The sequence below is a fragment of the Streptomyces odontotermitis genome (assembly GCF_050510915.1).
GTDB lineage: Bacteria > Actinomycetota > Actinomycetes > Streptomycetales > Streptomycetaceae > Streptomyces.
In genome coordinates this window covers 39,338-63,445 of sequence record NZ_JBNJLS010000016.1, presented here as the reverse complement: position 1 = coordinate 63,445, position 24,108 = coordinate 39,338, and the positions used below count along the sequence as shown (strand labels likewise).

Here is a 24,108-nt window from a genome sequence, read left to right as displayed (position 1 = left end):
TCTGCGTCGTCGTACGAGAGTTCAGGTGCGTGCCGGGCGTACCGGATTCGGCGTACCGGGGGAGCCTTCCCACCCGGTCCGGGTGGGCAATCCGGCCCTTTGTTAACTACTCGCACGTAACGACCCACACAAGACCGGCCCCGCGACGAGATGCGGGGCCGGCCGGTCAACGTGCGGATTCTTTACGGTTGTTGGCCGAATGTCTCACGGGCCGTCTCACGGACTGAGTCGGACCGTGGGCGCCGGGCCGTCTCACGGGTTGTGCACCTGAAGCAGCCGGTTCGGCGACCCGGTCCCCGGGCCCTTCACCTTCCCCTTGGCCGCGCGCCCGGTGAGCGCCTTCGCGACCTCGGCCGGCGAGGCCCAGGAGTGAGCGGCGAGATACAGGGCGGCCGCGCCCGCGGCGTGCGGCGAGGCCATCGACGTACCGGAGAGGGTCGCCCTGTCGGTGTTGCTGCGGTTCGAGGCCGAGGTGATCGCGACGCCGGGGGCGAACAGGTCCAGGCGCGTGCCCCAGTTGGAGAAGGAGGCGCGGGCGTCCTTCTTGTCCGTGGCGCCGACCGTGATGGCCTGGCGGACGCGGGCGGGCGAGTAGAGGCTCGCCGGGAGCCCGTCGTTGCCCGCCGCCACCGTGTAGGTGACTCCGGAGGCGATGGAGTTGCGGACCGCCGCGTCCAGCTGGGCGTTGGCGTAGCCGCCGAGGCTGAGGTTGGCGACGGCGGGCTTCTGGGCGTGCCGCGTCACCCAGTCGATGCCCGCGATGACCTGGGCCGTGGTGCCCGAGCCCTCGTTGTCGAGCACGCGCACGCCGACCACCTTCGCCTTCTTGGCGACGCCGAAGGTCCGGCCCGCGACGGTCCCGGCGACATGGGTGCCGTGGCCGTTGCCGTCCTGGGCGGTGCGGTCGTGGTCGACGAAGTCGTAGCCGCTGCGCGCCCGCCCGCCGAACTCGCGGTGCGTGGTGCGGACGCCGGTGTCGATCACGTACGCGGTGACGCCCGCGCCCGCGTCGGCGGACTCCGGCCAGGTGTAGGAGCGGTCGAGCGGCAGGTTCTTCTGGTCGATCCGGTCGAGGCCCCAGGACGGCGGGTTCTTCTGCGTGTGCCGCAGGGAGACCCTGCTGTCCTGCACGACGGCGGCCACCCGCTTGTCACCGGCGAGCCGCTTCGCCTCGGCCGAACTGGCCCTGACGGCATAGCCGTTGAGAGCCGCGCCATAAGTCTGGCGGATCTCCGCCCCGTACTTCGCGGCGATCTCCTTGCCCGCGCGTGAGGGAGCCTGCACACCCCCTCGGCCGCCTCTGCCCTCCTTGAAGGTGACGATGTAACTGTCGCTGACCGCACCGGGCCTCCCGGCGCCGAGGATCCGCCCCGTGGGGCCCTCGGCGGGCGCGGTGTGTGCGGCGGGCGCGGCGTGCGCGGGCAGTGTGACGGCCGAAACCACGGCCGCCGTGGTGGCGGCCGTGACGGCTCCCGCCCATCGCAGACGCTTGCTGCGTGGCAGAGTCATAGGCTGGCTTCCCTCCCCAACTCGACGTGTACCTCGCGGAGTTGGACCGGCGCTGCGCCGGGTCCCCCACAACTCCGCGAGCGTCAGTGGGCAGCCTCTCGTGCGGTGTGAAGCGCTACAAGACCGCACGAGGGGGCGGAATCGGCCATATCGCCCGTGTGGGGCGTGTGAGGGTTGCGGCGAAAACTGGCCGAATCACGCCTTCTTGCGGAGTCGCGCCCTCCTGTCGTGCGCGAGGTCATGCCTTCCTGTCGTACGTGAGGAAGAGCGTGCCGCTGTCCAGGACCTTGCTGTCCGTGAGCGTGAACAGGGTGGGCTCGAAGGGGGTTTCGTGGGCGAAGAGCGGCGTGCCCGAGCCCACCGTGAGCGGGGCGACCTTGAGGACCAGCCGGTCGATCTCCCCGTAGAGGGCGCTCGCGAGCTCCCCGCCGCCGATCAGCCAGATGTCCTTGCCCTCGCCGGGCTCCTGCTTGAGCTCGCGGATCCGGGCGGCCGGGTCGGTGCCGACGAGTTCGACGCCCGGGTCCGGGCTCTCCTTGAGCGTGCGGGAGAAGACGAGGTGCCTCAAGTGCGGGTAGCAGTCCGGGAATCCGAGGTCCAGGCCGATCTGATAGGTGCGGCGGCCCTCGACGACCGTGTCGAAGTGGGTGCCGGGGTCGGTGATGCCGAGGGCCTCCCGCGCATGGGCGGGGAGCGTCTCGGGGTACTGGGCGACGAGCTCCTGGAGGTAGTCCTCGCCGACCGGCCAGAAGCCGTCGGGGCCGGTGGGGTCGGAGCCGTCAGGACCGGCGATGTGGCCGTCGAGGCTGGCGGCGATGAAGTAGACGAGCTTTCGCATGCGGGTCTCCTCTGAAGTGCCGTGCGGCCCTTCGGTCCGGGCGGTGGCTGATGTACTGTGTTTGCAGTGGTTAGAACGTAGTACTTCACTTGCAGTGGTGTCAACGCTCTTTCCTCGATTCCCGATCCCCGGCTTCTGGGAGGCCCTCATGCGACAGAACTCCGCCCGCCGTACCGCGCTCCTGGATGCCTCGATCGAGGTGCTCGCGCGCGAGGGCTCCCGTGGGCTGACCCTGCGCGCCGTCGACGCGGAGGCGGGCGTGCCCAAGGGCACCACCACCAACTACTTCGCGAACCGGGGGGAGTTGCTGGCCCAGGTGATGGGCCGGGTCCAGGAGCGGCTGACCCCCGACCCGGACGCACTCTCCGAGACGATGAGCGAGAAGCCGTCGCACGAGCTGGTGGCCACGCTGCTCGGGCAGCTGGTCGAGCGGATGAGGGCGGACCGCAGCAGTCACCTCGCGCTCCTGGAGATGCGCCTGGAGGCCACCCGCCGCCCCGAGCTGCACACCGAGCTGACCCGCTTCTTCGCCGCCCAGCTGGAGGGCAACATCGGCTTCCACCTGGACGCGGGGCTGCCCGGAGACCGCACGGGGGTGGTGCTGCTGTACCTGGCGATGCTGGGGCTGATCGTGGACGACCTGACGGTGCCGGACCTGCTCGCGCCGTTCCCTTTCGAGGAGTTGATCGGGGAGCTGACGCGCAGGGTGCTCTCGTAGATTCTGCTCTAGTGCATAACTGGTTGACGCTAATGCAATGAGGTGGTTAACGTCGGCCGCATGATCACCGTTTCCCCGGCCCGCCCCGAGGACCACGCCGCCTGGCGCGAACTGTTCGCCGGGTACGCGGCGTTCTACGAGGTGGAGCTCGACGACGCCGCGTACGACCGGGCCTGGTCCTGGATCCACGACCCCGCGCGCTCCACGCACTGCCTGCTGGCGCGCACCGAGGACGGCACGCCGATCGGCCTCGCCCACTACCGGGCGGAGGACTCGCCGCTGCGGGGCACGCGCGGCTTCCTCGACGACCTGTTCGTGGCCCCGGAGCACCGCGGCGGCGGCGCCGTCGACGCGCTCTTCGCCGAGCTGCGCCGGGTCACCGAGGAGGCGGGCTGGCCGTCGCTGTCCTGGCGGACCGCCGAGAACAACTACCGGGCGCGGGCGGTGTACGACCGCTATGCGGCGCCGTCGGGCTTCCTCACGTACGCGATGTAGGAGACGGCCGGGCGGCCGCTGAGCCGGATCTCGCCGGCGGTCCCGGTCGGGGTGAATCCGGTGCGGGCGAGGACGGTGCGCGACGCCTCGTTGTCGAGGGTCGTCGCGGCGCGCAGCGAGGTCAGCCCGTACTCGGTGGCGGCGAGCGCGAGGACCTGCCGGACGGCGGCCGTGGCGAGCCCGCGGCCCGCGGCGCGCTCCGCGATCCGGTAGCCCAGCTCGGCGGAGCCGTCCGCCACGTCGACGATGTTCACGCGCCCGACGATCGCCCCGCCGTCGTCCACCAGCACGTGGAAGTGGCAGGCCCCGGCGGCCTGTTCGGCGAGCAGGGCGTCGAGGCGCGCCGCGAACTCCGCCTCCTCGAAGTACGCGTCACCGCGGTCCGGCACGCGCGCGGCGAAGTAGGCCCGGTTCTCCCGCTCGAAGGCGAGCAGGGCGGGGGCGTGGGTGGGGTGGAGGCGCTGGAGGTCGGGCATGGCCGGAATCCTAAGCGGAGTGCTGCTCAACTTCCGTGCTGCTCACGGGCCGTTGGCGTGCGGTGGGGGAGTAACCTTACGGCGCGTCGGGGCGCCGATGCCCAGGAATGCAGGGGGACGGGGGAGCGGGGCGGATGATCGGGCCACTGCGGGAGACGTCGCCGCGACGCATCGGTCCCTACGAGACGCTGGCGCGACTGGGTGCCGGCGGCATGGGAGAGGTCTTCCTCGGGGCGCCGGCCGGTGACGGGCCACTGGTCGCTGCCGGTGAGACCGGCGGCTACGTGCCGGAGGCGCTCGTCGCCGTCAAGGCCATCCGGCGGGACGTCGCGGACGAGGCCGCCTTCCGGGCCCGGTTCCGGCGCGAGATCGCCGTCGCGACCGCCGTCGACAGCCCGTACGTGGCCCGCCTCGTCGGCGGGGACGCGGACGCCGACGTCCCCTGGATGGCGACGGAGTACGTGCCGGGGCCGACCCTCTCCGAAGCGGTGCGGCGGCACGGCGCGCTCGACGGCCCGGCCGTGGCGGCGCTCGGCATCGGCATCGCCCGCGCCCTGGAGGCCGTGCACGCCGCGGGCGCCCTGCACCGCGACCTGAAGCCCGGCAACGTCCTCGTCGCGGCGAGCGGGCCCAAGCTCATCGACTTCGGCGTCGCCCGCACGCTCAACGCCACGACGCTGACGTCCACGGGCCTGCTCGTCGGTACGCCCGGGTTCATGTCGCCCGAGCACATCGCGGGCGGCCGTCATGTGGTGCCCGCGTCGGACGTGTTCTGTCTCGCTTCGGTGCTCGCGTACGCGGCCGCGGGAGAGGACCCGTTCGGGGACGGGCCGGTGGCCGCGGTCCTGTACCGGGTGTCACAGGCCGAGGCCCGACTGGACGGTGTGCCCGAGGAGTTGCGGGAGGTGCTCGCCCCCTGCCTGGTGCGGGAGGCGGGGCGCAGGCCGGGGGCGGGAGAGCTCGCGGGGCGGCTCGCGGAGCTCTACGGCGGTCCGGCGGACCTCGTCCCGGCCGCGCTGCCGGAAGCCGTGACGGAGGCGATCGGCCAGGCGCGGCGCGATGTCGAGCAGCTGTGCGCGGCGGGCCGGCCGCTGCTGCCGGTGCCAGAGCGGCCCGAGACGGCACCGGGCCCGACGCCGACGCCGACGCCGACGGCTCCGGGTTCGGTGACTGTGGGCCCAGCGGGGTCCGGTCGGATACCTGGGCAGATACCGGGGCGGACGCCCACGGCTCTCGGCGCGCCCGCGACCGCGCCCGGGTCCGCGCCCACGCCCGGGTCCGAACCCGCGACCGCGCCCGGGTCCGCGCCCACGCCCGGGTCCGAACCCGCGACCGCGCCCGGGTCCGCGCCCGGGGTCGGGGCCGACCCGCACAGCCTCCCCACCCTGAGCGGCGCGGCTCCCGGCACCGCTGCCCCGGTTGCCGGTGCCCCGCGCCCCCGTCGGCGCCGGGCGCTCGCCGCCGTCGTGGCGGTCGCCGTCGTGGGTGGCGTGACCGGCGCGCTGCTCGCCCTGCTGGGCCCCGGCGACGGCGACGGCGACGGTGACGGTGACAGCGGCGGCGGCACGGGCGGCGGCGGACGGGCCGCCGGTCCCGCGCCCACCACCACCCTCACCCCCGCCCAGCTCGTCGCCCGAGCGGGCGTCGACGAGCAGGGCACGGACGACCACAGCGGATACGTACCGCAGTTCGCCCAGCAGCGCCCCGAGGGCTGGAAGCCGTGGCGCGCCAAGTTCCGGCACGCGCCGCTGAGTTGCGCCACCGATGCGCGCGCCGTGGTCTGCCAGCTCACCGACGGCACGTACGAAGCGCTGGGTGCCGCCGACGGACGCAGGCTGTGGGCCTCCGACGGGCGCTCCGCGGCGGACCGGGGTCTCGGCGAGGCGTACATGAGCCCGTCCGGTCAGTTCTTCATGCCCGGCGACGACCTGAACCCCGTGGTGCGCGGCGGGACGACCGTCATCGCGTACCGGGGCCGCCTCCAGGTCCGTGACTCCACGACCGGGCGCGTGCGCTGGACCGCCGAGCCGCCCGCCGGAACACACTTCACCTCCGCCCGGATCACGGAGGACCGGATACTCGCCGCCACGGAGGGCGACCCGGAGGGCGCGGAGCCGTCGACCGGCGCCACACTCCTCGCGTACGACGCGCGGCGCGGCGGCGACCCGCAGTGGACGCACCCGCTCAGCACCGATGCCATCTCGGACTCCGAGAAGAACGGCTACGGCGCCGAGTTCGACCGCGACGGCCTGGTCTACGCACTCGCCAAGAAGGGTCTCGTCGCCCTCGATGCCCGGACGGGCGAGCAGCGCGGGGCCGCATTCAACGACCGGGGGGCCGAGTGCATCGACGTCATGGCCGATGCCGACCACCTCTTGTGCGTCCAAGTTCTCAGTGGTGACAGCGAGTTCGACGAGTCGAACGCCGAGCCGCAGACCCGCGTCACCCGCCTCGACGCGCGCACCCTCAAGCCGGAAGGCCGCCGCCTCGAATTCAAGACCCCTCCGTCCAAGGAGGGTTACGCCGCGAGCCAGGTCATGATCTCCGCGGTCGGCCCGGACGCCGTGCTCGCCGACGACACGGAGGCCGGGAAGATCCTGGTGGCCGAGCCGGAGCAGGCCCGCGTCGGGCGCCGCGTGCAGCCGTCGAAATTCGGCTCCTCGCCCCTGATCACCGGCGACCGCGCGCTCTACGCCGACAACTCCACGCTCCGCTCCCTGCCGTTGAAGGGCACGGGCGCCGTCCGGAGCACTCCGGTCGCGGGGGCGCCGGGCGACCGCCCCGGGAAGTCCGCGTCGGACGGCGACACCGTGATCGCCGACTCGCTGCGCCCGCCGAAGCTGCTGCTCCTCGGCGGGGTGGCCACGATCGTGTACGACCAGGGCACCGTGGTCTCGGTCCGGCAGCCGTCCTGAATGTCCGAGGAGGACCTGTTGCTCGCCCCCTTGCCCGGCCCGCCCCGGCACATCGGCCCGTACCGGCTGCTCGCCCTCATCGGGGCCGGGGGCATGGGCGAGGTCTATCTCGCGCGCGAGGAGGCGCCGGGGACGGAGGCGCCGGGGACGGAGGCGTCGTCGACGGCGGCCCGCCCACGGCTGGTCGCGGTGAAGACCGTGCGGGCGGACCTCGACATCGACCGGGAGTTCCGGATCCGGTTCCGGCGCGAGATCGCCGCGGCCCGCGCGGTCTCGGGCACGGGTACGGTCGCGCTCCTCGACGGGGACGCGGACGCCGAAGTGCCGTGGCTGGCAACGGAGTACGTGGCCGGTCCCGCCCTCGCCGAAACGGTGACCAGGTGCGGTCCGCTGCCCCCGTCCGTGGTGTGTGCCGTCGGCGCCCGGCTCGCCCGCGCCCTCGCCGCCGTGCACGCGGCCCGGGTGCTGCACCGCGACCTCAAGCCGGGCAATGTGCTGCTCACCTCCGACGGCCCCCGCCTCATCGACTTCGGCATCGCGCAGGCATTCGACGCGACGGCGCTCACGGCGGCGGGCATGCTCGTGGGCACGCCGGGCTTCATGGCACCCGAGCAGATCGAGGGCGGCCCCGCCGTCGTCCCCGCGTCGGACGTCTTCACGCTCGGCGCCGTCCTCGCGTACGCCGCCACGGGGCGCGGCCCGTTCGACGACGAGGAACTCGCCTCGGTGATCTTCCGGATCACGCAGGGGGACGCGGATCTCTCGGGCGTGCCCGAGGAGTCGGGGCTGCGGGACACCGTCGCCGCGTGCCTCGCGCTCGCCCCGGGGAAGCGGCCGACGGCGGCCGAGCTGGCGGAGCGGCTCGGTGCGGCGGACGGGGACTCGCCCGCCGTCGCCTGGCCCGCCGAGGTGCTCTCCCTCTTCGCCGAGCACCGCGAGGCGGTGGCGCGCTGCGAACGGGAGACGGCGCAGGCGTCGTTCGCGCAGGCGCCCACGGCCACGTCGCTGGGAGCTCCGCGGCCGACGACGCCCCCGGTATCACCCTCGACATCGCCGCCGACAGCGCCCTCGACAGCGCATGCGATGCCCCCTTCCCCTGCGCCTTCTTCCCCTTCCCCGCGCCGTCGGTGGCCGTGGATCACCGCCGCGGCGGTGGCCGCTGTTGCCGTGACCGTGGTGGCGGTCCTGCTTCCGGACGGTTCCGCCGGGCGCGACGGCGCCGGGGGCGCCGGGGGCGGCGGGAAGGGGGCCGGCGAGGGCGGAGGCAAGGGCGGAGGCAAGGACGGAGGCAGTGGGAGCACCCCCACCCGCATCGTCACCGCTTACGGAAACCCGGGCCACTCGGGGGAGTTCGGCTCCGCGACCGCCCGTGCCACAGCGCGCCCCAAGGGCTGGAAGCCGTGGTCCGTCCCGCGCCCGAAGGGCCTGGACTCCATGGGCGGCGGCTGCGTCCTGGTGAACGACACGCTCGTGTGCCGTGACGGGAAGGGCGCGGCAGCCGCCCTGGACGCGGCGACCGGCCGCCACAAGTGGACCACCCCCGGCTTCGAGGCGGCCGCGAACAGCCTCGACGGAATCCAGACCAATGGGCCCGAGTCCGACGGTCGCAGCGTCTTCGTGCCCAGCCAACTGGGCCTCACCAAGGTCGACTTGGCGTCCGGGAAGGAGCGCTGGCGCAAGCGCCTGCCGTCGGACGCGGGCCTGCTGACGTTCACGCTGGCGCACGGTGTCGTCTACAGCGCCGAGTACCAGTACGAGACCGCGAAGCACCCCTACGCCACGGTCGTCCGCGCCCGCCGCGCCTCGGACGGCGACCAGCTGTGGGAGTCCGAGCCGCTGCCCAAGACGCAGGGCGCGCTCCTCGTCACCGGGGGAGGCGCCGGCGGAGGTGACGGGGGAAGTGACGGGGGAGGTGCCGGGGGCCGCGTCGTGACCTCGCTGGAGAGCGGCGGCGTGGCGACGCTCTCCGCCCGGACCGGCCGCAGGGCCCGCACAGCCAAGTCCGTGAGCTGCGGCGACGTCCTGGCGCACGGGCCGGATCTGCTGTGCTGGGGCGGCGGAAAGGGCGTGCGCGTCCTGGACCCCGCGACGCTCGCCACCCGCCGCACCCTGGCCCCGGGCGCGGAGCCGGACGGCCCGCCGCCGGTCGTCGGCGAGCGGGGCGTCCTCGTGCTCGCCACCCGTAATCCCGACGGGGCGAGCCCGGTCGACCACCAGCTGACCGGCTACGACTACCGCAGCGGCAAGAAGCTGTGGCACTTCGGCGCCCCGCAGCAGCTCGGGCCGGTGGCTCTCGCGGGCCGTCGGGTGATCGCCGTCGGCGCGTACGAGATGTGGGGTCTGGACACGTCGGGCGACCCCGACAAGACGCGGTCGAAGTCGGTCCCGGCGACCGATGCCGACGAGCCGGCCGACGTCGACCCCGACTCTCTCGGGGCGCCCTTGTTCCTCGGCGGCGCGATGTTCGGCGAGACGCACCAAGGGAAGATCGTCTCCGGATACGCGCCCTGACACGAGCTCTGCCGCCGGCCCCGCGCGCGGGCCGCCGCCCCTGTCCGCACGGAGTGCGGTGATCGCCCACGAGGCGCGGTGGTTGACGGCACGGTCCGGCCGCTACCGTCGTGGGTCGTGGCGTACACCGCCCGCCTCGCTCCGTGACGCGACCCGTGAAGGTGGCAGCCGTGAAAGCGATCCGTCGGTTCACCGTACGACCCGTCCTCCCCCAACCCCTCGCCGAGCTGGCCGAGTTGGCGCGCAACCTGCGCTGGTCCTGGCATCCCGCGACCCGCGACCTCTTCGAATCCGTGGACCCGGCTCTGTGGGCGGCCTCGGGCGGCGACCCCGTGCGGCTGCTGGGCGGGGTGGCGCCGGAGCGGCTCGCCGAACTCGCCCGCGACGAGGCGTTCTTGGGGCGCCTGGCGGAGGTCGGCGAGGACTTGCGTTCCTACGTGAGCGGAGACCGCTGGTACCAGGAGCAGGCCGAACAGGGGGCTGCCGGACGCGAACTGCCCCGCGCCATCGCCTACTTCTCGCCCGAGTTCGGTGTGACCGCGGCCCTGCCGCAGTACTCGGGCGGGCTCGGCATCCTCGCGGGCGACCACTTGAAGGCGGCGAGCGACCTCGGGGTGCCGCTGATAGGGGTGGGGCTGTTGTACCGGCACGGCTACTTCCGCCAGTCGCTCTCGCGCGACGGCTGGCAGCAGGAGCGCTATCCCGTGCTCGACCCGAACGAGCTCCCCCTGTCCTTGCTGCGGGAGGCGGACGGGACCCCGGCCCAGGTCGGCCTGGCCCTGCCCGGCGGCAGGCTGCTGCGGGCCAGGGTCTGGCAGGCGCAGGTGGGCCGGGTGCCGTTGCTGATGCTCGACTCGGACATCGAGGACAACGACGTCGGCGAGCGCGACGTGACCGACCGGCTGTACGGGGGCGGCAGCGAACACCGCCTGCTCCAGGAGATGTTGCTGGGCATCGGCGGGGTGCGCGCGGTCCGCACGTACTGCCGTCTCACGGGCCACCCCGAACCGGAGGTGTTCCACACCAACGAGGGCCACGCGGGCTTCCTCGGCCTGGAGCGCATCCACGAACTGACCGCGGAGAGGCGGGACTTCGACGCGGCCCTGGAAGCGGTGCGCGCGGGCACGGTCTTCACGACCCACACCCCCGTCCCCGCCGGGATCGACCGCTTCGACCGCGAGCTGGTCGCCCACCACTTCGGCCCCGACGCCGAACTGCCCCTCATCGACGTGGCCCGGATCCTCCGCCTCGGCATGGAGACGTACCCGGGCGGCGACCCCAACGTCTTCAACATGGCGGTGATGGGGCTGCGTCTGGGGAGGCAGGCGAATGGCGTTTCGACGTTGCACGGCAAGGTGAGCCGGGAGATGTTCGCGGGCCTGTGGCCGGGCTTCGACGCGGAGGAGGCGCCCATCACGTCCATCACCAACGGCGTGCACGCCCCGACGTGGGTGGCGCCGGAGGTGTTCCGGCTCGGGGCCCGCGTGATCGGCGAGCGGCGCACCGAGAGGGCGCTCACGGTGGGCGGCGGCGACGGCCGCTGGGACGCGGTCGCCGACATCGACGACGCGGACATCTGGGAGCTGCGGCGGGTGCTGCGCGGGCAACTGGTGGCGGAGGCGCGGCGCCGGCTGCGGGAGTCGTGGCGGGGGCGGGGCGCGGCGACGGCGGAACTGGGCTGGGTGGAGGAGGCCCTGGACCCCGATGTGCTGACCGTGGGCTTCGCGAGGCGCGTCCCCTCGTACAAGCGCCTGACGCTGATGCTGCGCGACCCGGACCGCCTGATGGAGCTGCTGCTGCACCCTGAGCGCCCGATCCAGATCGTGGTGGCGGGCAAGGCGCACCCGGCCGACGACGGCGGCAAACGCCTCATCCAGGACCTGGTCCGCTTCACGGACGACCCGCGCGTACGCCACCGCATCGTGTTCTTGCCGGACTACGGCATGGCGATGGCCCAAGCCCTGTACCCGGGGTGCGACGTATGGCTGAACAACCCGCTGCGGCCGTTGGAGGCGTGCGGGACCAGCGGGATGAAGGCGGCTCTGAACGGCTGCCTCAACCTGTCGGTCCTGGACGGCTGGTGGGACGAGTGGTTCGAGCCGGACTTCGGCTGGGCGATCCCGACGGCGGACGGCGCGGCGACGGACGACGTGCGGCGCGACGACTTGGAGGCGAGCGCGCTCTACGACCTGCTGGAACAGCGGATCGCGCCCCGCTTCTACGAGCGCGGGCCGGAGGGACTGCCGGACCGCTGGATCGAAATGGTGCGGCGGACGCTGACCCGCCTGGGCCCGAAGGTCCTTGCGGGGCGGATGGTGCGCGAGTACGTGGAGCAGCTGTACGTCCCGGCGGCCCGCGCCCATCGAGTGTTGGACGCGGTCTCGGCGGGGGAGCTGGCGGCGTGGAAGACGCGGGTGCGGGGGGCGTGGCCGCGGGTGGTGGTGGACCATGTGGAGGGCACGGCGGCGCTACCGACTACGGCACCTTCGCCGTCTTCGCCGTCTTCGCCGTCCGCCTCACTGGGCGCGACGGCTGAACTGGGAGCGACGCTGGCCCTGCGGGTCCGCGTCCAGCTGGGCGAGCTGACGCCCGACGACGTGGAGGTGCAGGTGCTGGCGGGCCGGGTCGACGCGGAGGACCACATCACGGACGCGGTGGCGGTCCCCCTGAAACCCACGGCGGGCCCCGACGAGGAGGGCCGCCTGCTGTACGAGGGCCCCCTCTCCCTGGACCACACGGGCCCCTTCGGCTACACGGTCCGCATCCTGCCCTCGCACCGGCTGCTGTCCGGGGGCGCGGAGCTGGGGCTCGTGGCGGTGGCTTCGGATGAGGGGATGGGGGAGGGGGGTGGGGTGTTGATGCGGTGAGTTCGTGGAACGGGCTTCCCGGGGCACCCGTTGGTCCGGGGGGTGTGGGGCTCAGCTGACCACGATCACCACGAACATCACCGCCCAGCACACCGCGATCAGTGCCGGCAGCAGGACCATGATGAGCCCCGTGGGTGACTGCTTCAGCCATCGGTTGCCCTCCACCTCCGCCTCGCGCGCGACGATGCGCTGGCCGCCGTGCCAGGCGAGGTACTCCTCCAGCTCCGAGGCGGCCTGCTTGCGGGCGTTGAGGTAGCGGCGGCCGAAGCGGAGCATCTGCGAGAAGGCGGTCGCGGACGCCATGCCGATGACACAGATGACGAGGGCGAGGTTCCGCGCGACCTCCTCCATGGACGTCGGTGTCGATGCCGGGGGCGAGGGCGATGCCGACGTCTGGTCGCCGTTCCCGAGGACGAATCCGAGCGACGCGGCCAGACCCACCGTGATGTAGAAGAAGTTGTTGAGCTTGTGCCAGTTGGTGGCGTCCTCATGCTTGTAGAGGTCTATGGCGACCGCGTACTGCGCCTGCAGCAGCGCCTCGCGCGGCCGCCGCCACACCCACACCATCCGCTGCTTCCCGTCCGGCGGCGTCAGCCGGGTCAACTCGTCGAAGCCCAGCTTGCGATGGAACCTCGTAGAGGCTTCGTTGAACGGCTCGCACACGACCGCCGCGATCACCGGGCTCTCCGACCACTGCTCGAGGACGTGGTGGTAGAGCCGCGAGGCCACCCCGCCACGGGCCTGCGCACGGGAGACGCAGATCTGCTTGATGACGAGAAACGCCCCGAGCGTCGTCTTGATCCGGTGATTGAGCCACTCTCCGGGCTCGATGCGCTCGTCGCTGTAGGCCATCAAGTAGCCGAGTACGTCCGTCCCCTTCACCGCCACCCAGAAGTGCTCCGCCGTCGTGAGCCGCGCACGGTAGTCGTCGACGGTGTAGTCGGACACGAGGAATCCGTCGCGGCCCGCGTTCTCCGGGTCGCTTGCGTCGAGGCGTCGCTCTTCGGCGAGGGCGACGATGGCTGACAGGTGCGACTCGTTGGCACGGACGATCTCGATGGTGCCGGAGTGGGGATCGGCGTGTGGAGCCGTGTGTGGATCGGCGTGCTCGGGCGTGGACATGTGTGAACCCCCGTGGTCGGCGTGGTCCGGGCCAACATAGCGGGATGCAGGGCGAGTTGGGGTGTGCGTCGTCTGCGCACCGTCGATGGCACGTCCCACCGGCTGAAGGCTCCCTCGCCTGGAAGGACCACTGGGAGGACCGCGGGGAGGGCCACCCGGAAGATCACCCGGGAGATATTCTTGGAGGGCTCGGACCGCGGCGGCGTGCACAAGCCGCCGAACCGCGTCTTCGAGGCCAGCCAGGACATGAACGTCCAGGCATGAGTACAACGGGGGATCGCAGTGTCACACCGTCCTGCAGATTGGCATGTCCTTGACCTGGATAAGGATCCGACTCCGGGTGATCCGCAGCGGGTCCGTCAACTTGCCAAGAACCTGCACGACTTCGCCGACGATGTGTCCGATGTGCTCCGTGACATCAAGGGGATGGCGGGCGAGGACGCGATCCTGTCCTGGGCGGGCAAGACGGCGGAGTCCTTCACCGCCGAGTTCGAAGACGCTCCGGGGAAGCTGAAGAAGCTCAAGAAGAGCTACGAGATGGCCGGTGACGCGCTCGCGGACTACTGGCCCAAGCTGGAGCGCGCGCAGGCCCTCGCCGACAAGGCACTTGCCAAGGGGCGTGAGGCTCAAGGGGACTTGACCGACGCCAAGTCCAAGCTGTCCTCCGCCGACTCCTGGGTGGACCGCGCGGGGAAAGAAGCCGACAAGTACAAGGACAAGGACGGCGGGGGCAAGGGAGACGTCCCCAAGCCGGACGAGGACAAGGTCAAGGCCGCCACCCGCAACGCCCACGCCGCCGAGAAGGCCCAGTCCGACGCCAAGACCGACGTCTCCAATGCGCAGAGCGCCCTGGATGCCGCCAAGAAGATGGCCGAGGACGCGCGCAAGATGCGCGAGGACGCCGCGGGCGTCGCGAAGAAGAAGGTCGACGAAGCCTCCGACGCGGGCATCCACAACCGCAAGTGGTGGGAGGAGGTCGGGGACTGGGTCTCCGACAACTGGGACACCATTGTCGCCGTCTGCAAGGTCGTCGTCGCCGTGGTCGGCGTCATCGCGATGATCGTCGGCGGTCCGATCCTGGCCGCGATCGTCGTGGTCGCCGCTCTCGTCGTCCTCGCCGACACCCTCAACAAATACGCCAACGGACAGGCCGGTCTCCTCGACGTCGCGTTCGCAGCACTCGACTGCATACCCGGCATGAAGGGCATCACCTCTCTCGGCAAGCTGGCCAAGGGCATGAAGGGCCTCAAGGGCCTCAAGGGCCTGAAAGCCATGGCCAGGGGGCTGGGGAAGAAGGGGCTGCGCAAGGAGGCGGACGACGTCGTCGCCAAGGGCAAGCCCGCCAAGGGGCGTTGCAAGAACGGCGACCCCATCGACATGATCTCCGGCGAGATGATCATGGAGAAGACCGATATCGAGCTGCCGGGCCTGCTGCCGCTCGTCCTTCGGCGTACGCACCTGTCGACTTACCGCTGGGGCCACTGGTACGGCGACTCGTGGGCCTCGACGCTGGACGAGCGGGTCGAGATCGACGACGCGGGTCTTGTCTACCTCACCGAGGACGGCCAGCTGCTGTCCTACCCCCACCCCGAACCCGGCGGTGAGCCCGTGCTGCCCGCCCACGGCCCCCGCTGGCCGCTGAGCGTGGACGCCGCGGGCACGGTCACCGCCACCGACCCGCAGACCGGCCGCGTACGCCACTTCCTCCCGGTCACACCCCACACGGCGGACGAGCGGCTCCCTGCCGGAGAACGACCCGCGACCCTGCCCCTGCGCGCCATCACCGACCGCAACGGCAACCGCATCGACATCGACCACGACCCCACCGGCGCACCCACGGCGGTACGCCACACCGGCGGCTACCACCTGAAGGTGGACACCGACGACCACCGCGTCACCGCGCTGCGTCTGCTCGCCCCCGGCGCAGACGGCACACTGATCGCCGCGTACGGCTACGACGAAGTCGGCAATCTCGCCGAGATCCACAACTCGGCCGGTCTTCGGCTGCGGCTCGACTACGACGACGAAGCCCGCATCACGTCCTGGACCGACAGCAACCAGACCTGGTACCGCTTCACCTACGACGACGAGGACCGCTGCGTCCGCGGCGAGAGCACCGCCGGTCACCTGGCCTGCACCGTCGAGTACCGCCCCGATGAGCGGGAGACCCGCTACACCGACGCCCTCGGCCACACCACCGTCTACCGCTACAACGACCTCAGACAGCTCCTGTCCGAGACGGACCCGCTGGGCGGCACGGTCCACAGCGAGTGGGACAGCTGGAACAACCTGCTCGTCCGCACCGACGCGCTGGGGCGCCGCACCGAGAACACCTGGGACGAGCACGGCAATCTGACCGCGGTACGTCCTCCGGACGGCACATGCGCCAGTGCGGTGTACAACGACCTCAACCTGCCGGTCGAGATCGTCGGCCCGGACGGCGTCGTCCAGCGCCAGACATGGGACGAGCACGGCAACTGCACCAGCGTGACCGCCCGCGACGGCATGACGCACCACTTCACCCACGACGCCACCGGAGCCGTGGCCACCATCACGGACCCCCTCGGCCACATCACCGAGCTGCGCAGCGACGCGGCGGGCCTGCCGCTGGAAGTCACCGACCCGCTGGGCGCGGTGACCCGCTACGACCTCGACGCCTTCGGCCGTGCGCACGCCATCACGGACCCGACGGGTGCGATCACGCGGCTGGAGTGGACGGTGGAGGGCAAGCTGGCGCGGCGTACGGAGGCGGACGGTTCGTCGGAGTCGTGGACGTACGACGGCGAGGGCAACTGCGTCTCGCACACGGACGCGATGGGTGCGACCACGACGCACGAATACACGCACTTCGACCTGATCGCGGCCCGCACGGGCCCCGACGGCGTCCGCCACGAGTTCGACCACGACACCCAGCTCCAGCTTCGCCGGGTCACCAACCCGCAGGGTCTGAGCTGGAGTTATGAGTACGACCCGGCCGGCCGCCTGGTGGCGGAGAGGGACTTCGACGACCGCACGCTGACGTACACCCATGACGCGGCGGGCCAGTTGGTGACCCGTACGACGGCCGCGGGCGTCGAGATCACCTTCGAACGGGACGTGCTGGGCCGGACAGTCGCGCAGAACGTGGCAGGCGCCACGACCACGCGCTACACATACGACGCGACAGGCGACCTCACCGAGGCGGTGGGCCCGGACGTGGCCCTGACCCTGGAGCGGGACGGGGCAGGCCGGCTGCTCTCGGAAACGGTCAACGGCCGCACCCTGACCCACACCTATGACGCACTGGGCCGTCGCACCGGCCGCACCACACCGTCCGGCGCGACGAGCACCTGGACGTACGACGCGGCAGGCCGTTGCACCGAACTGACCGCGTCCGGGCGGAGGCTGGCGTTCACGCACGACGGGGCGGGCCGGGAACTCACCCGCACGGTCGGCGAGGCCCTGACCCTGACGAACGCGTACGACGTCGTGGGCCGCCTGTTGCAACAGGACCTGACGGGCGGCTCGGCCGGCGGGCGGATCCAGCACCGCGCGTACACCTACCGCGCCGACGACCAGCTGACCGGCATGGAGGACCGGCTCAACGGCACGCGGCGCTTCGACCTGGACGCGGCAGGCCGGGTCACAACGGTCCACGCGGCGGGCTGGACGGAGACCTACGCCTACGACGAGGCGGGCAACCAGACCGATGCCTCCTGGCCGTCCCCCATGCCGGGCCAAGAGGCGACGGGCCCCCGCACCTACACCGGCACCCGTATCACCGCGGCGGGCAACGTCCGCTACGAATACGACACAGCTGGCCGGGTGACCCTGCGCCAAAAGACTCGCCTGTCCCGCAAACCCGACACCTGGCACTACGAATGGGACGCGGAGGACCGCCTTACCTCCGTGGTGACCCCCGACGGCACGAGGTGGCGCTACCTCTACGACCCGCTGGGCCGCCGGGTGTCCAAACAGCGCATGACGGAACAGGGGGTGGCGGAGCGGACCGACTTCACCTGGGACGACATGACTCTCTGCGAACAGACGAGCCACACCCCGGGCGCACCCGAATCAGTGACCCTCACCTGGGACCACGACGGCCTGTGTCCCCTGGCCCAGACAGAACGCAAGCACCTCACCGACGAAGAGGTCGACGCCCGCTTCTACGCCATCGTCACCGACCTCGTCGGCACCCCGACCGAACTCCTCGACGAGCGGGGCGACATCGCCTGGCGCACCAGAACCACCCTCTGGGGCACCACGGTGTGGAACCGAAGCGCCACCGCCTACACACCACTCCGCTTCCCCGGCCAGTACTACGACCCCGAGACGGGGCTGCACTACAACTACTTCCGGCACTACGACCCCGAAACCGCCCGCTACCTCACCGCGGACCCGATCGGTCTCGCCGGTGGCTTCGCGCCGCACAGCTACGTCCCCAACCCGTTCATGTGGATCGACCCGCTCGGCCTGTCCCTCCTCGACGTCAGCAAGAACGGCGTGCACATCGTCGTGCACGAGTACGACGTCGACAAGCCGGCGCACGCCCATGTCACCGGCGGCGGGGGCCGCGAGGTCAGAATCGGGCCGAACGGCAAACCCCTCCACAACCAGCCGGAGCTCTCGCGCAAGCAGCAACAAGCGGTGGAGCACTTCAAGCCGCAGATCAGAACCGCCGTCAGGAAGCTCGGTAGGCGAAGCCAGGCGGAGGAGCGGGCCGCGAAGGAGCAGCGCGAGGCCGCCGAGGCCGCCAAGAAGGGATGTAAGGGATGAAGCGACGATGACATTGCACACCGATGTGGCCGAGTTGCTGGCGGAGGCCGGCCTCCTCGACGTGGACGTCGACGAGGCCGTCGCGGACGAGCACGCGCGGACGTCCGCGTACCTGCGCGTCGTCTCGGTGACCGCTGCCTCGCCGAGCCGCGACCGGGACCGCGCGATCGTGGCCACGATCCTGCGCGACCCCAATGAAATGGGGGCCAAGACGGCGGTGGTCGCCCTTGTGGACGAGATCGCGATGAAGGCGACCGGTCCTGACGAGTTCCGGCAGTGGTCGGACGAGCTGCTGCCGGAGATCGACCGGCTCAAGGCGGAAGGGAACCGCACGTTCGTCCGCCGCCGCATCCACGACTGGCTGTTCTACCTGTCCGTCAAGGCCGGTCACGTGCCGACCCCCGCCGAGTTGGCGGAGGTCACGGACTGGATGCAGCGCCATCTCGCCCAGTGGTCGACGTCGCCGGAGGTACTCGCCCTGCTCGCCGAGTCGGCCAACACCAGGAAGACGCGCAACATCGCGAAGAACAGGAACATCGCGAAGAACCGGAACGGAAAAGCGGCACCCAGAGGGAGGAAGGAACCTCCGGGTGCCGCCCGTTGAGGTGGTGCGAGCGCAACTGGCCGATGCACAAGGCCAGTTGCAAGGACTTACTTGACCGCGACGCCCGTCCAGGCCGCCTCGACCGCCTTGACCTCCGCCGAGTCGGCGCCGTACAGGTCCGTCGCCGCCTTCACCGTGCCCTCACGCGCGTCCTTGTACTGCGTGGTCGTCGTGAAGTACGTCGTCAGGGCCTTGAACCAGATCTTCTCGGCCTTGTCGCGGCCGATGCCCTCGACCTTGGAGCCGTCGGCCGTGGGGGAGTCGTACTTGACGCCGTTGATCTCCTTGGCGCCGCTGCCCTCCGAGAGGAGGTAGAAGAAGTGGTTGGCGATGCCCGAGGAGTAGTGGACGTCCACGTTGCCGGCGTCCGAGCTCCAGTTGTCCAGGGACTGGCCGTCCTTCGAGGGCTTGTCCATGTAGCGGAGCGGGCTGCCGTCGCCGTTGATGTCGATCTCTTCGCCGATGAGGTAGTCGCCGACGTCCTCGGCGTTCTTGGCGTTGAACTCGACCGAGGTGCCGAAGATGTCGGACGTGGCCTCGTTCAGGCCGCCGGACTCGCCGCTGTACTCCATGTTGCCGGTGGCGGCGGTGACGCCGTGCGACATCTCGTGGCCCGCGACGTCGATCGAGGTGAGCGGCTTCTTGTCGCCCTCGCCGTCGCCGTACGTCATGCAGAAGCAGCTGTCGTCCCAGAAGGCGTTGACGTAGCTCTTGCCGTAGTGGACGCGCGAGGTCGCGCCCTTGCCGTCGCCCTTGATGCCGCTGCGGCCGTGGACGTCCTTGTAGTAGTCCCACGTGACCTGCGCGCCGTAGGCGGCGTCGACGGCGGCGGTCTGCGGGTCGTCCGGCTTGCCGGTGCCCCACGTGTCGTCGTCGTCGGTGACGATCTTGCCGTCACCGCTCTCGGAGTTGCCCAGGGTGAACGTCGAGTGGCCGCCGCGCTCGTCGTCGGTCAGGTCGAAGCCGTTGGAGCCCTTCTTGGAGCCGATCTCGACCTTGCCGCTGTACTGGCTGTTGCCGGTGCCGGTTTCGATGCCCTCGTACTGGAAGAGCTTCTTGCCGGTCGTGGCGTCGGAGATGACGTGGAGCTTAGAGGGCGTGCCGTCCTTCTGGACGCCCGTGACGATCGTCTCCCAGGCGAGGGTCGGCTTGTTGTTGGCCGCCCAGACCACCTTGCGGGGCTGCTGCGCGTCGGCCTTCTTCGTCTTGACCGCCATCGCCCGCGACTCGGCCGACTTCGCGGCCGCCTTCGGGGTGACCTTCGCGGACGTCGAGGCGACCTTGATGGTGGCCTTGGCCGCCTTGGTGACGCCCTTGACGGAGCCGCTCTTCGCCTTGTGCACGATGAGGTCGCCGCCGAGGACCGGCAGGCCCTCGTAGGTGCGCTCGTAGCGGGTGTGGGTCGACCCGTCGCGGTCCTTCACGACGTCCTTGACGACCAGCTTCTCCTTGCTGCCCAGGCCGATCTTCTCGGCGGTGGCGGCGGCCTGGGAGTGGGCGTCCTGGAGCAGGTTCGCACGCGCCGACGCCGACAGCGTCGTGGGCTGGGCGCCGAGGGCGGACGCCGAGGTGGGCTGTGCGGAGGCGCCGGTGGTGAGACCGGCGGTCAGCAGCGCTCCGGCCGCAACAGCGGTGGCTATCGCGAGAGTCGAGCGCTTCTTGCTGAACTTGTGGGGGGTCACGCAGGCTCCTTCTGTGGGGGGCCCGGGTGGCATGGGGGACTACCCGGGCATGAAAGATGCTGTGCGGGTGAACGGACGTACATGTGTACTTCTGTGCTGTGCGAGGGAAGAGTGTCATTCGAGTCAGGCACATGTCAGGACCCTGGCTCATGTTGGCTGGAAATCGTCCGCTGGTCGATGGTCCACGTACGCAATGCGAACAGGTCGTGAAAAAACGCGCCGCCCCGGGGAGTTGACCACCCGGGACGGCGCGCGTTCTGTCAGGGACCGAGATCAGGGGAAGATCAGGGGAAGGTCACTTTCCAGCCATTGATGTAGCCCGTGTCCTGAGCCGCCTGGTCCTGCACCTTCAACTTCCAGGTGCCGTTTGCCGTTTCGGTCGAGGCGTTGACCGTGTAGGTCTCGTTGACGTTGTCCGCCGAGTCCGAGGAACTGAAGTTCTTCAGGCGGTACGTCTTGCCGGACGGGCCCACCAGGTCGATGACCAGGTCGCCGCGCCAGGTGTGCACGATGTCGACCGCGACCTTGAGGTTGTTCGGCGCGTTGCCGGTGCGGCCCGTCACGTTGATCGAGGACGTCACCGCGGCGCCGTTGTCGGGAATCGCCACGTCCGTGGTGTTCTCGAACGAGGTGCCGCCGTCGCCGCCCGGCCGGGTGCCGACGTTGACGCCCGCCCACGCGTTGGCCACGGCCTTGTACTCGGCGCTCGTGGTGCCGTACAGCTCACCGGCCGCCGCGAGCGTTCCGGTGCGCGCCGCCGCGTAGTTGGTGGTCGAGGTGAACTTCGTGGTGAGCGCCTTGAACCAGATCTTCTCCGCCTTGTCGCGGCCGATGCCGGTCACCGGCAGGCCGTCGGAGGTCGGCGAGTCGTAGTGGACGCCGTTGATGTCCTTGGGTCCGCTGCCCTCGCTCAGGAGGTAGAAGAAGTGGTTCGCGGGGCCCGACGAGTAGTGCACGTCGACGCCGCCGATGCCGGAGTACCAGGCGTCCTTGGACGCGCCGTCCTTGCTCGGCTTGTCCATGTAGCGCAGCGGCGAGCCGTCGCCATTGATGTCGATCTTCTCGCCGATGAGGTAGTCGCCCTTGTCCGAGGAGTTGTTGGCGTAGAACTCGACGGAGGTGCCGAAGATGTCCGACGTCGCCTCGTTCAGACCGCCCGGCTCACCGCTGTACTGCATGTTGCCGGTGGCCGCGGTGACGCCGTGCGACATCTCGTGGCCCGCGACGTCGATGGCGGTCAGCGGCTTCGCGTTGCCCGCGCCGTCGCCGTACGTCATGCAGAAGCAGCTGTCGGACCAGAAGGCGTTGATGTAGGCGTTGCCGTAGTGGACCCGGGAGTACGCGCCGACGCCGTCGCCGCGGATGCCGCTGCGCCCGTGCACGTTCTTGTAGTAGTCCCAGGTCTCCGCCGCGCCGTAGTGGGCGTCGGCGCCGGCGGTCGCCGCGTCGGAGTTGGTGCCGTTGCCGAACACGTTGGTCGAGTTCGAGAACAGGGTGCCGGTCCCCGAGGTGCCGTGGTTGAGGTTGTACGTCTTGTGGTTGCCGCGGCCCGTGTCGGTCAGGTTGTAGGTGGACCCGGACTGGGCCGTGCCGAGCTGGACCTGGCCGCTGTACATCGTGTTGCCCGTGCCGGCGTTGTCGATGGCCTGCCACTGGCGGAGCTTCTTGCCGGTCGCGGCGTCCGTCACCACGTGCAGCTCGTTCGGCGTGCCGTCGTCCTGGAGTCCGCCGACCACCGTCTCGTACGCGAGCGTGGGCTTGTTGTCGACGAGCCACACGACCTTGCGGGGCGCCCGGTCGGCCGTGGCCTTGGTCGACCCCTGCGCCTTCGCGGCGCCGACGGCCTGCTTCTCGGCGCTGGCGGCCTTGACCTCCGCGCTGGTGTCGATGCCCTTCAGCTGCGCCTTCGCCGCCCGCGTCACGCCCTCGGTCGCACCGGACTTGGCGGTGTCCACCACCAGGTCGCCGCCGAGGACGGGCATGCCGTCGTAGGTGCGCTCATAGCGGGTGTGGAGGGTGCCGTCGCGGTCCTTGAGGACGTCCTTGACGGACAGCTTCTCCTTGGCGCCGAGGCCCAGCTGCCTGGCGACCGCGGCCTTGGCCGCGGGGGCGTCGGCGTCGCGGAGCAGCTCGGCGCGCTGGGCCGGGGTGAGCTTCACGGGGAGTGCGCCGGGGTTGACCTTGGAGCCCTTGGTGGTCTGGGCGGTGGCGGCCTTCCCGGCGTCCGCCGAGGCGGCTCCGGTCTGGACGGCCATGCCGAGCAGGGCGGCGGTGGCGGTGAGGGCGCCGAGAGCGGTGGCGCGGCCGAGGGGCGTGCGTCTGTGGGAGGTGTTTTTCAACACGGGCTCCTTCTGCGCGGCCGCGGGGTTGCGCGGCCAGGGCGACCGGGCGGCGGGTGACCGTCCGGGCATTGCAAGGCAGTACGCAGAACAAGGCGGTACGCAGTGCTGACGCCGGACACGGGATCACACGAGGTTGAAAGCCGTGCGACCGGCGAGGGGAAGAGTGGCACTGGCGCACGCGCGCTGTCAGGGGAGCGTGAAGAGTTGGCTGGAAATAGTTCGATGGCCGGGAAGTTGCGTTCGGTATGCGGACCGTGGTCCGGGCCCCCGGCCCCCGGGCCCCGGGCATGCCGAAGCGCCTGCCGCCGTCTCGGCCGCCGCCCGGCCCGGCGACGACGCCTCCTGGACCAGGTGCGCCGCGGCGAGCCGGTCGCCCCGGGCCGGCGGAGGCGCTCGCGCTCGACGAGGAACGGCCCCCAACCCGGACCCGGCCCCAACCCGGACCCAACCCGGACCCGGCCCTCCAGCTCTCGCGAAGCCCCCGCGAAACCCCGCGAGGCTCCCGCGAAGGTTCTCCTACGAGCGCGGCTCCACCCACAACGCCTCGCCCACCACGCACAGTTCGCCCGCCGCCGTGGCGATCGCGACCCCCGTCGTGTGCTTGCGGCCGCTGTGGGCGACGGGCCAGGCGAAGGTGATGTGACCCTCGCCCGTGGTGACGGGCCGCAGTGCCGTCGCGGTGAGCGCCGCCGTCACCGCGCCCTTGCCGAGGCGCCCGGCGAGCACGCCCGCCCAGGCGCTCGGGCAGTCGAGCGCCGCCCACAGCACCTCGGTCGTCAACTCCCCGTTCCCGTCCGCGAACACGGGGTGCGGCGTCCACGCCGTCGCGACCAGCTCGCGCCCCGGCACGAGCGAGCAGTGCTGGCGCAGGCCCCGGTCCGGCGACCGGTCGAGGCCGCAGCCGAAGCAGTCCACCTGCTCGTCGGCGAGCCCCGTCGGCGGGTGGGCGCGGTACTCCTCCGCCGCGGCCACCGCCTCCGCCCACGACGGCACGTCCGGAACCGGCCCCGACAGGTCGGGGGCGGGCGTCGCGGTGGCGAGGGTGGCGCCCTCCTTGTCGAGCAACTGGGCGCCCCCGCCCGGCACTTCGGCCAGCTCGACGGGTATGCCGACGGGGGTGACGGCGCGGAAGTCCACCCGTACCGTCCGCGCGGCGGAACGCCCCGCGAGCAGCCCCGCGACATAGCCGCCGAAGGCGACCCCCGGGTATCCCTGGTACGCCTCCGGGACGACTGTCTCGGTCATGGTCTCCTCAATCGCCGTTACGGATAAGG

General features: G+C 71.3%; 14 protein-coding genes. 7 read left to right on the top strand and 7 right to left on the bottom strand.

Features of this window, described 5'->3' with window-relative positions:
- Positions 1–252: 252 nt before the first annotated feature.
- Positions 253–1,509 carry a S8 family peptidase gene (locus tag ACQB60_RS32705; protein ID WP_496929734.1) on the bottom strand — a complete coding sequence of 419 codons (1,257 nt, stop codon included), beginning with the start codon at positions 1,507–1,509 and terminating at the stop codon, positions 253–255.
- Positions 1,510–1,747: 238 nt separating this feature from the next.
- Positions 1,748–2,347, bottom strand: coding sequence for a dihydrofolate reductase family protein (locus ACQB60_RS32700; protein ID WP_496929733.1), 600 nt, complete (start codon positions 2,345–2,347; stop codon positions 1,748–1,750).
- 148 nt (positions 2,348–2,495) lie between these two features.
- Between ACQB60_RS32700 and ACQB60_RS32695 the strand changes: the two genes are divergently transcribed.
- Together ACQB60_RS32695 and ACQB60_RS32690 are read left to right on the top strand one after the other, a co-directional pair.
- The gene (locus tag ACQB60_RS32695; RefSeq protein ID WP_496929732.1) at positions 2,496–3,065 is read left to right on the top strand and encodes a TetR/AcrR family transcriptional regulator; all 570 of its coding nucleotides are present in this window, start codon (positions 2,496–2,498) and stop codon (positions 3,063–3,065) included.
- Between the two features lie 60 nt (positions 3,066–3,125).
- Positions 3,126–3,560 carry a GNAT family N-acetyltransferase gene (locus ACQB60_RS32690; protein ID WP_496929731.1) on the top strand — a complete coding sequence of 145 codons (435 nt, stop codon included), beginning with the start codon at positions 3,126–3,128 and terminating at the stop codon, positions 3,558–3,560.
- On the opposite strand, the gene ACQB60_RS32685 is transcribed toward ACQB60_RS32690, so the two are convergent.
- Positions 3,521–4,036, bottom strand: a complete 516-nt coding sequence (locus tag ACQB60_RS32685; protein WP_496929730.1) for a GNAT family N-acetyltransferase — start codon at positions 4,034–4,036, stop codon at positions 3,521–3,523. The genes ACQB60_RS32690 and ACQB60_RS32685 overlap by 40 nt on opposite strands.
- A 134-nt stretch (positions 4,037–4,170) precedes the next feature.
- Between ACQB60_RS32685 and ACQB60_RS32680 the strand changes: the two genes are divergently transcribed.
- From ACQB60_RS32680 to glgP, 3 genes are all read left to right on the top strand, one after another.
- On the top strand, positions 4,171–6,951 hold the full coding sequence (locus tag ACQB60_RS32680) for a protein kinase domain-containing protein (protein WP_496929729.1): 2,781 nt from the start codon (positions 4,171–4,173) through the stop codon (positions 6,949–6,951).
- Positions 6,952–9,462 carry a protein kinase domain-containing protein gene (locus ACQB60_RS32675; protein WP_496929728.1) on the top strand — a complete coding sequence of 837 codons (2,511 nt, stop codon included), beginning with the start codon at positions 6,952–6,954 and terminating at the stop codon, positions 9,460–9,462. It abuts the gene before it with no gap.
- Positions 9,463–9,632: 170 nt separating this feature from the next.
- Entirely contained in the window at positions 9,633–12,329 is a 2,697-nt protein-coding gene (gene glgP, locus ACQB60_RS32670) for an alpha-glucan family phosphorylase (protein ID WP_496929727.1), read from the top strand.
- Between the two features lie 51 nt (positions 12,330–12,380).
- Here the strand turns inward: glgP and ACQB60_RS32665 are convergent, their stop codons facing one another.
- On the bottom strand, positions 12,381–13,451 hold the full coding sequence (locus tag ACQB60_RS32665; RefSeq protein ID WP_496929726.1) for a GNAT family N-acetyltransferase: 1,071 nt from the start codon (positions 13,449–13,451) through the stop codon (positions 12,381–12,383).
- Between the two features lie 282 nt (positions 13,452–13,733).
- Here ACQB60_RS32665 and ACQB60_RS32660 point away from each other — a divergent pair, with 282 nt between their 5' ends.
- Both ACQB60_RS32660 and ACQB60_RS32655 read left to right on the top strand, forming a co-directional pair.
- Positions 13,734–18,206, top strand: a complete 4,473-nt coding sequence (locus ACQB60_RS32660) for an RHS repeat-associated core domain-containing protein (RefSeq protein ID WP_496929725.1) — start codon at positions 13,734–13,736, stop codon at positions 18,204–18,206.
- 7 nt (positions 18,207–18,213) lie between these two features.
- Positions 18,214–18,810, top strand: a complete 597-nt coding sequence (locus ACQB60_RS32655) for a hypothetical protein (protein WP_496929724.1) — start codon at positions 18,214–18,216, stop codon at positions 18,808–18,810.
- Between the two features lie 47 nt (positions 18,811–18,857).
- On the opposite strand, the gene ACQB60_RS32650 is transcribed toward ACQB60_RS32655, so the two are convergent.
- The 3 genes from ACQB60_RS32650 to ACQB60_RS32640 all read right to left on the bottom strand — a co-directional run bounded on the left by ACQB60_RS32650 (position 18,858) and on the right by ACQB60_RS32640 (position 24,079).
- Positions 18,858–20,492, bottom strand: a complete 1,635-nt coding sequence (locus ACQB60_RS32650) for a M4 family metallopeptidase (protein WP_496929723.1) — start codon at positions 20,490–20,492, stop codon at positions 18,858–18,860.
- Between the two features lie 284 nt (positions 20,493–20,776).
- Positions 20,777–22,831: a M4 family metallopeptidase gene (locus ACQB60_RS32645; protein ID WP_496929722.1), complete on the bottom strand. Its 2,055-nt coding sequence runs from the start codon at positions 22,829–22,831 to the stop codon at positions 20,777–20,779.
- A gap of 519 nt (positions 22,832–23,350) precedes the next feature.
- The gene (locus ACQB60_RS32640) at positions 23,351–24,079 is read right to left on the bottom strand and encodes a hypothetical protein (RefSeq protein WP_496929721.1); all 729 of its coding nucleotides are present in this window, start codon (positions 24,077–24,079) and stop codon (positions 23,351–23,353) included.
- Positions 24,080–24,108: the final 29 nt, after the last annotated feature.

What these genes read in the sequence shown, in the direction of transcription:
- ACQB60_RS32705 (WP_496929734.1), bottom strand. Translation starts at nt 1,509, where the DNA reads ATGACTCTGCCACGCAGCAAGCGTCTGCGATGGGCGGGAGCCGTCACG.
- ACQB60_RS32700 (WP_496929733.1), bottom strand. Translation starts at nt 2,347, where the DNA reads ATGCGAAAGCTCGTCTACTTCATCGCCGCCAGCCTCGACGGCCACATC.
- ACQB60_RS32695 (WP_496929732.1), top strand. Translation starts at nt 2,496, where the DNA reads ATGCGACAGAACTCCGCCCGCCGTACCGCGCTCCTGGATGCCTCGATC.
- ACQB60_RS32690 (WP_496929731.1), top strand. Translation starts at nt 3,126, where the DNA reads ATGATCACCGTTTCCCCGGCCCGCCCCGAGGACCACGCCGCCTGGCGC.
- ACQB60_RS32685 (WP_496929730.1), bottom strand. Translation starts at nt 4,036, where the DNA reads ATGCCCGACCTCCAGCGCCTCCACCCCACCCACGCCCCCGCCCTGCTC.
- ACQB60_RS32680 (WP_496929729.1), top strand. Translation starts at nt 4,171, where the DNA reads ATGATCGGGCCACTGCGGGAGACGTCGCCGCGACGCATCGGTCCCTAC.
- ACQB60_RS32675 (WP_496929728.1), top strand. Translation starts at nt 6,952, where the DNA reads ATGTCCGAGGAGGACCTGTTGCTCGCCCCCTTGCCCGGCCCGCCCCGG.
- ACQB60_RS32665 (WP_496929726.1), bottom strand. Translation starts at nt 13,451, where the DNA reads ATGTCCACGCCCGAGCACGCCGATCCACACACGGCTCCACACGCCGAT.
- ACQB60_RS32655 (WP_496929724.1), top strand. Translation starts at nt 18,214, where the DNA reads ATGACATTGCACACCGATGTGGCCGAGTTGCTGGCGGAGGCCGGCCTC.
- ACQB60_RS32640 (WP_496929721.1), bottom strand. Translation starts at nt 24,079, where the DNA reads ATGACCGAGACAGTCGTCCCGGAGGCGTACCAGGGATACCCGGGGGTC.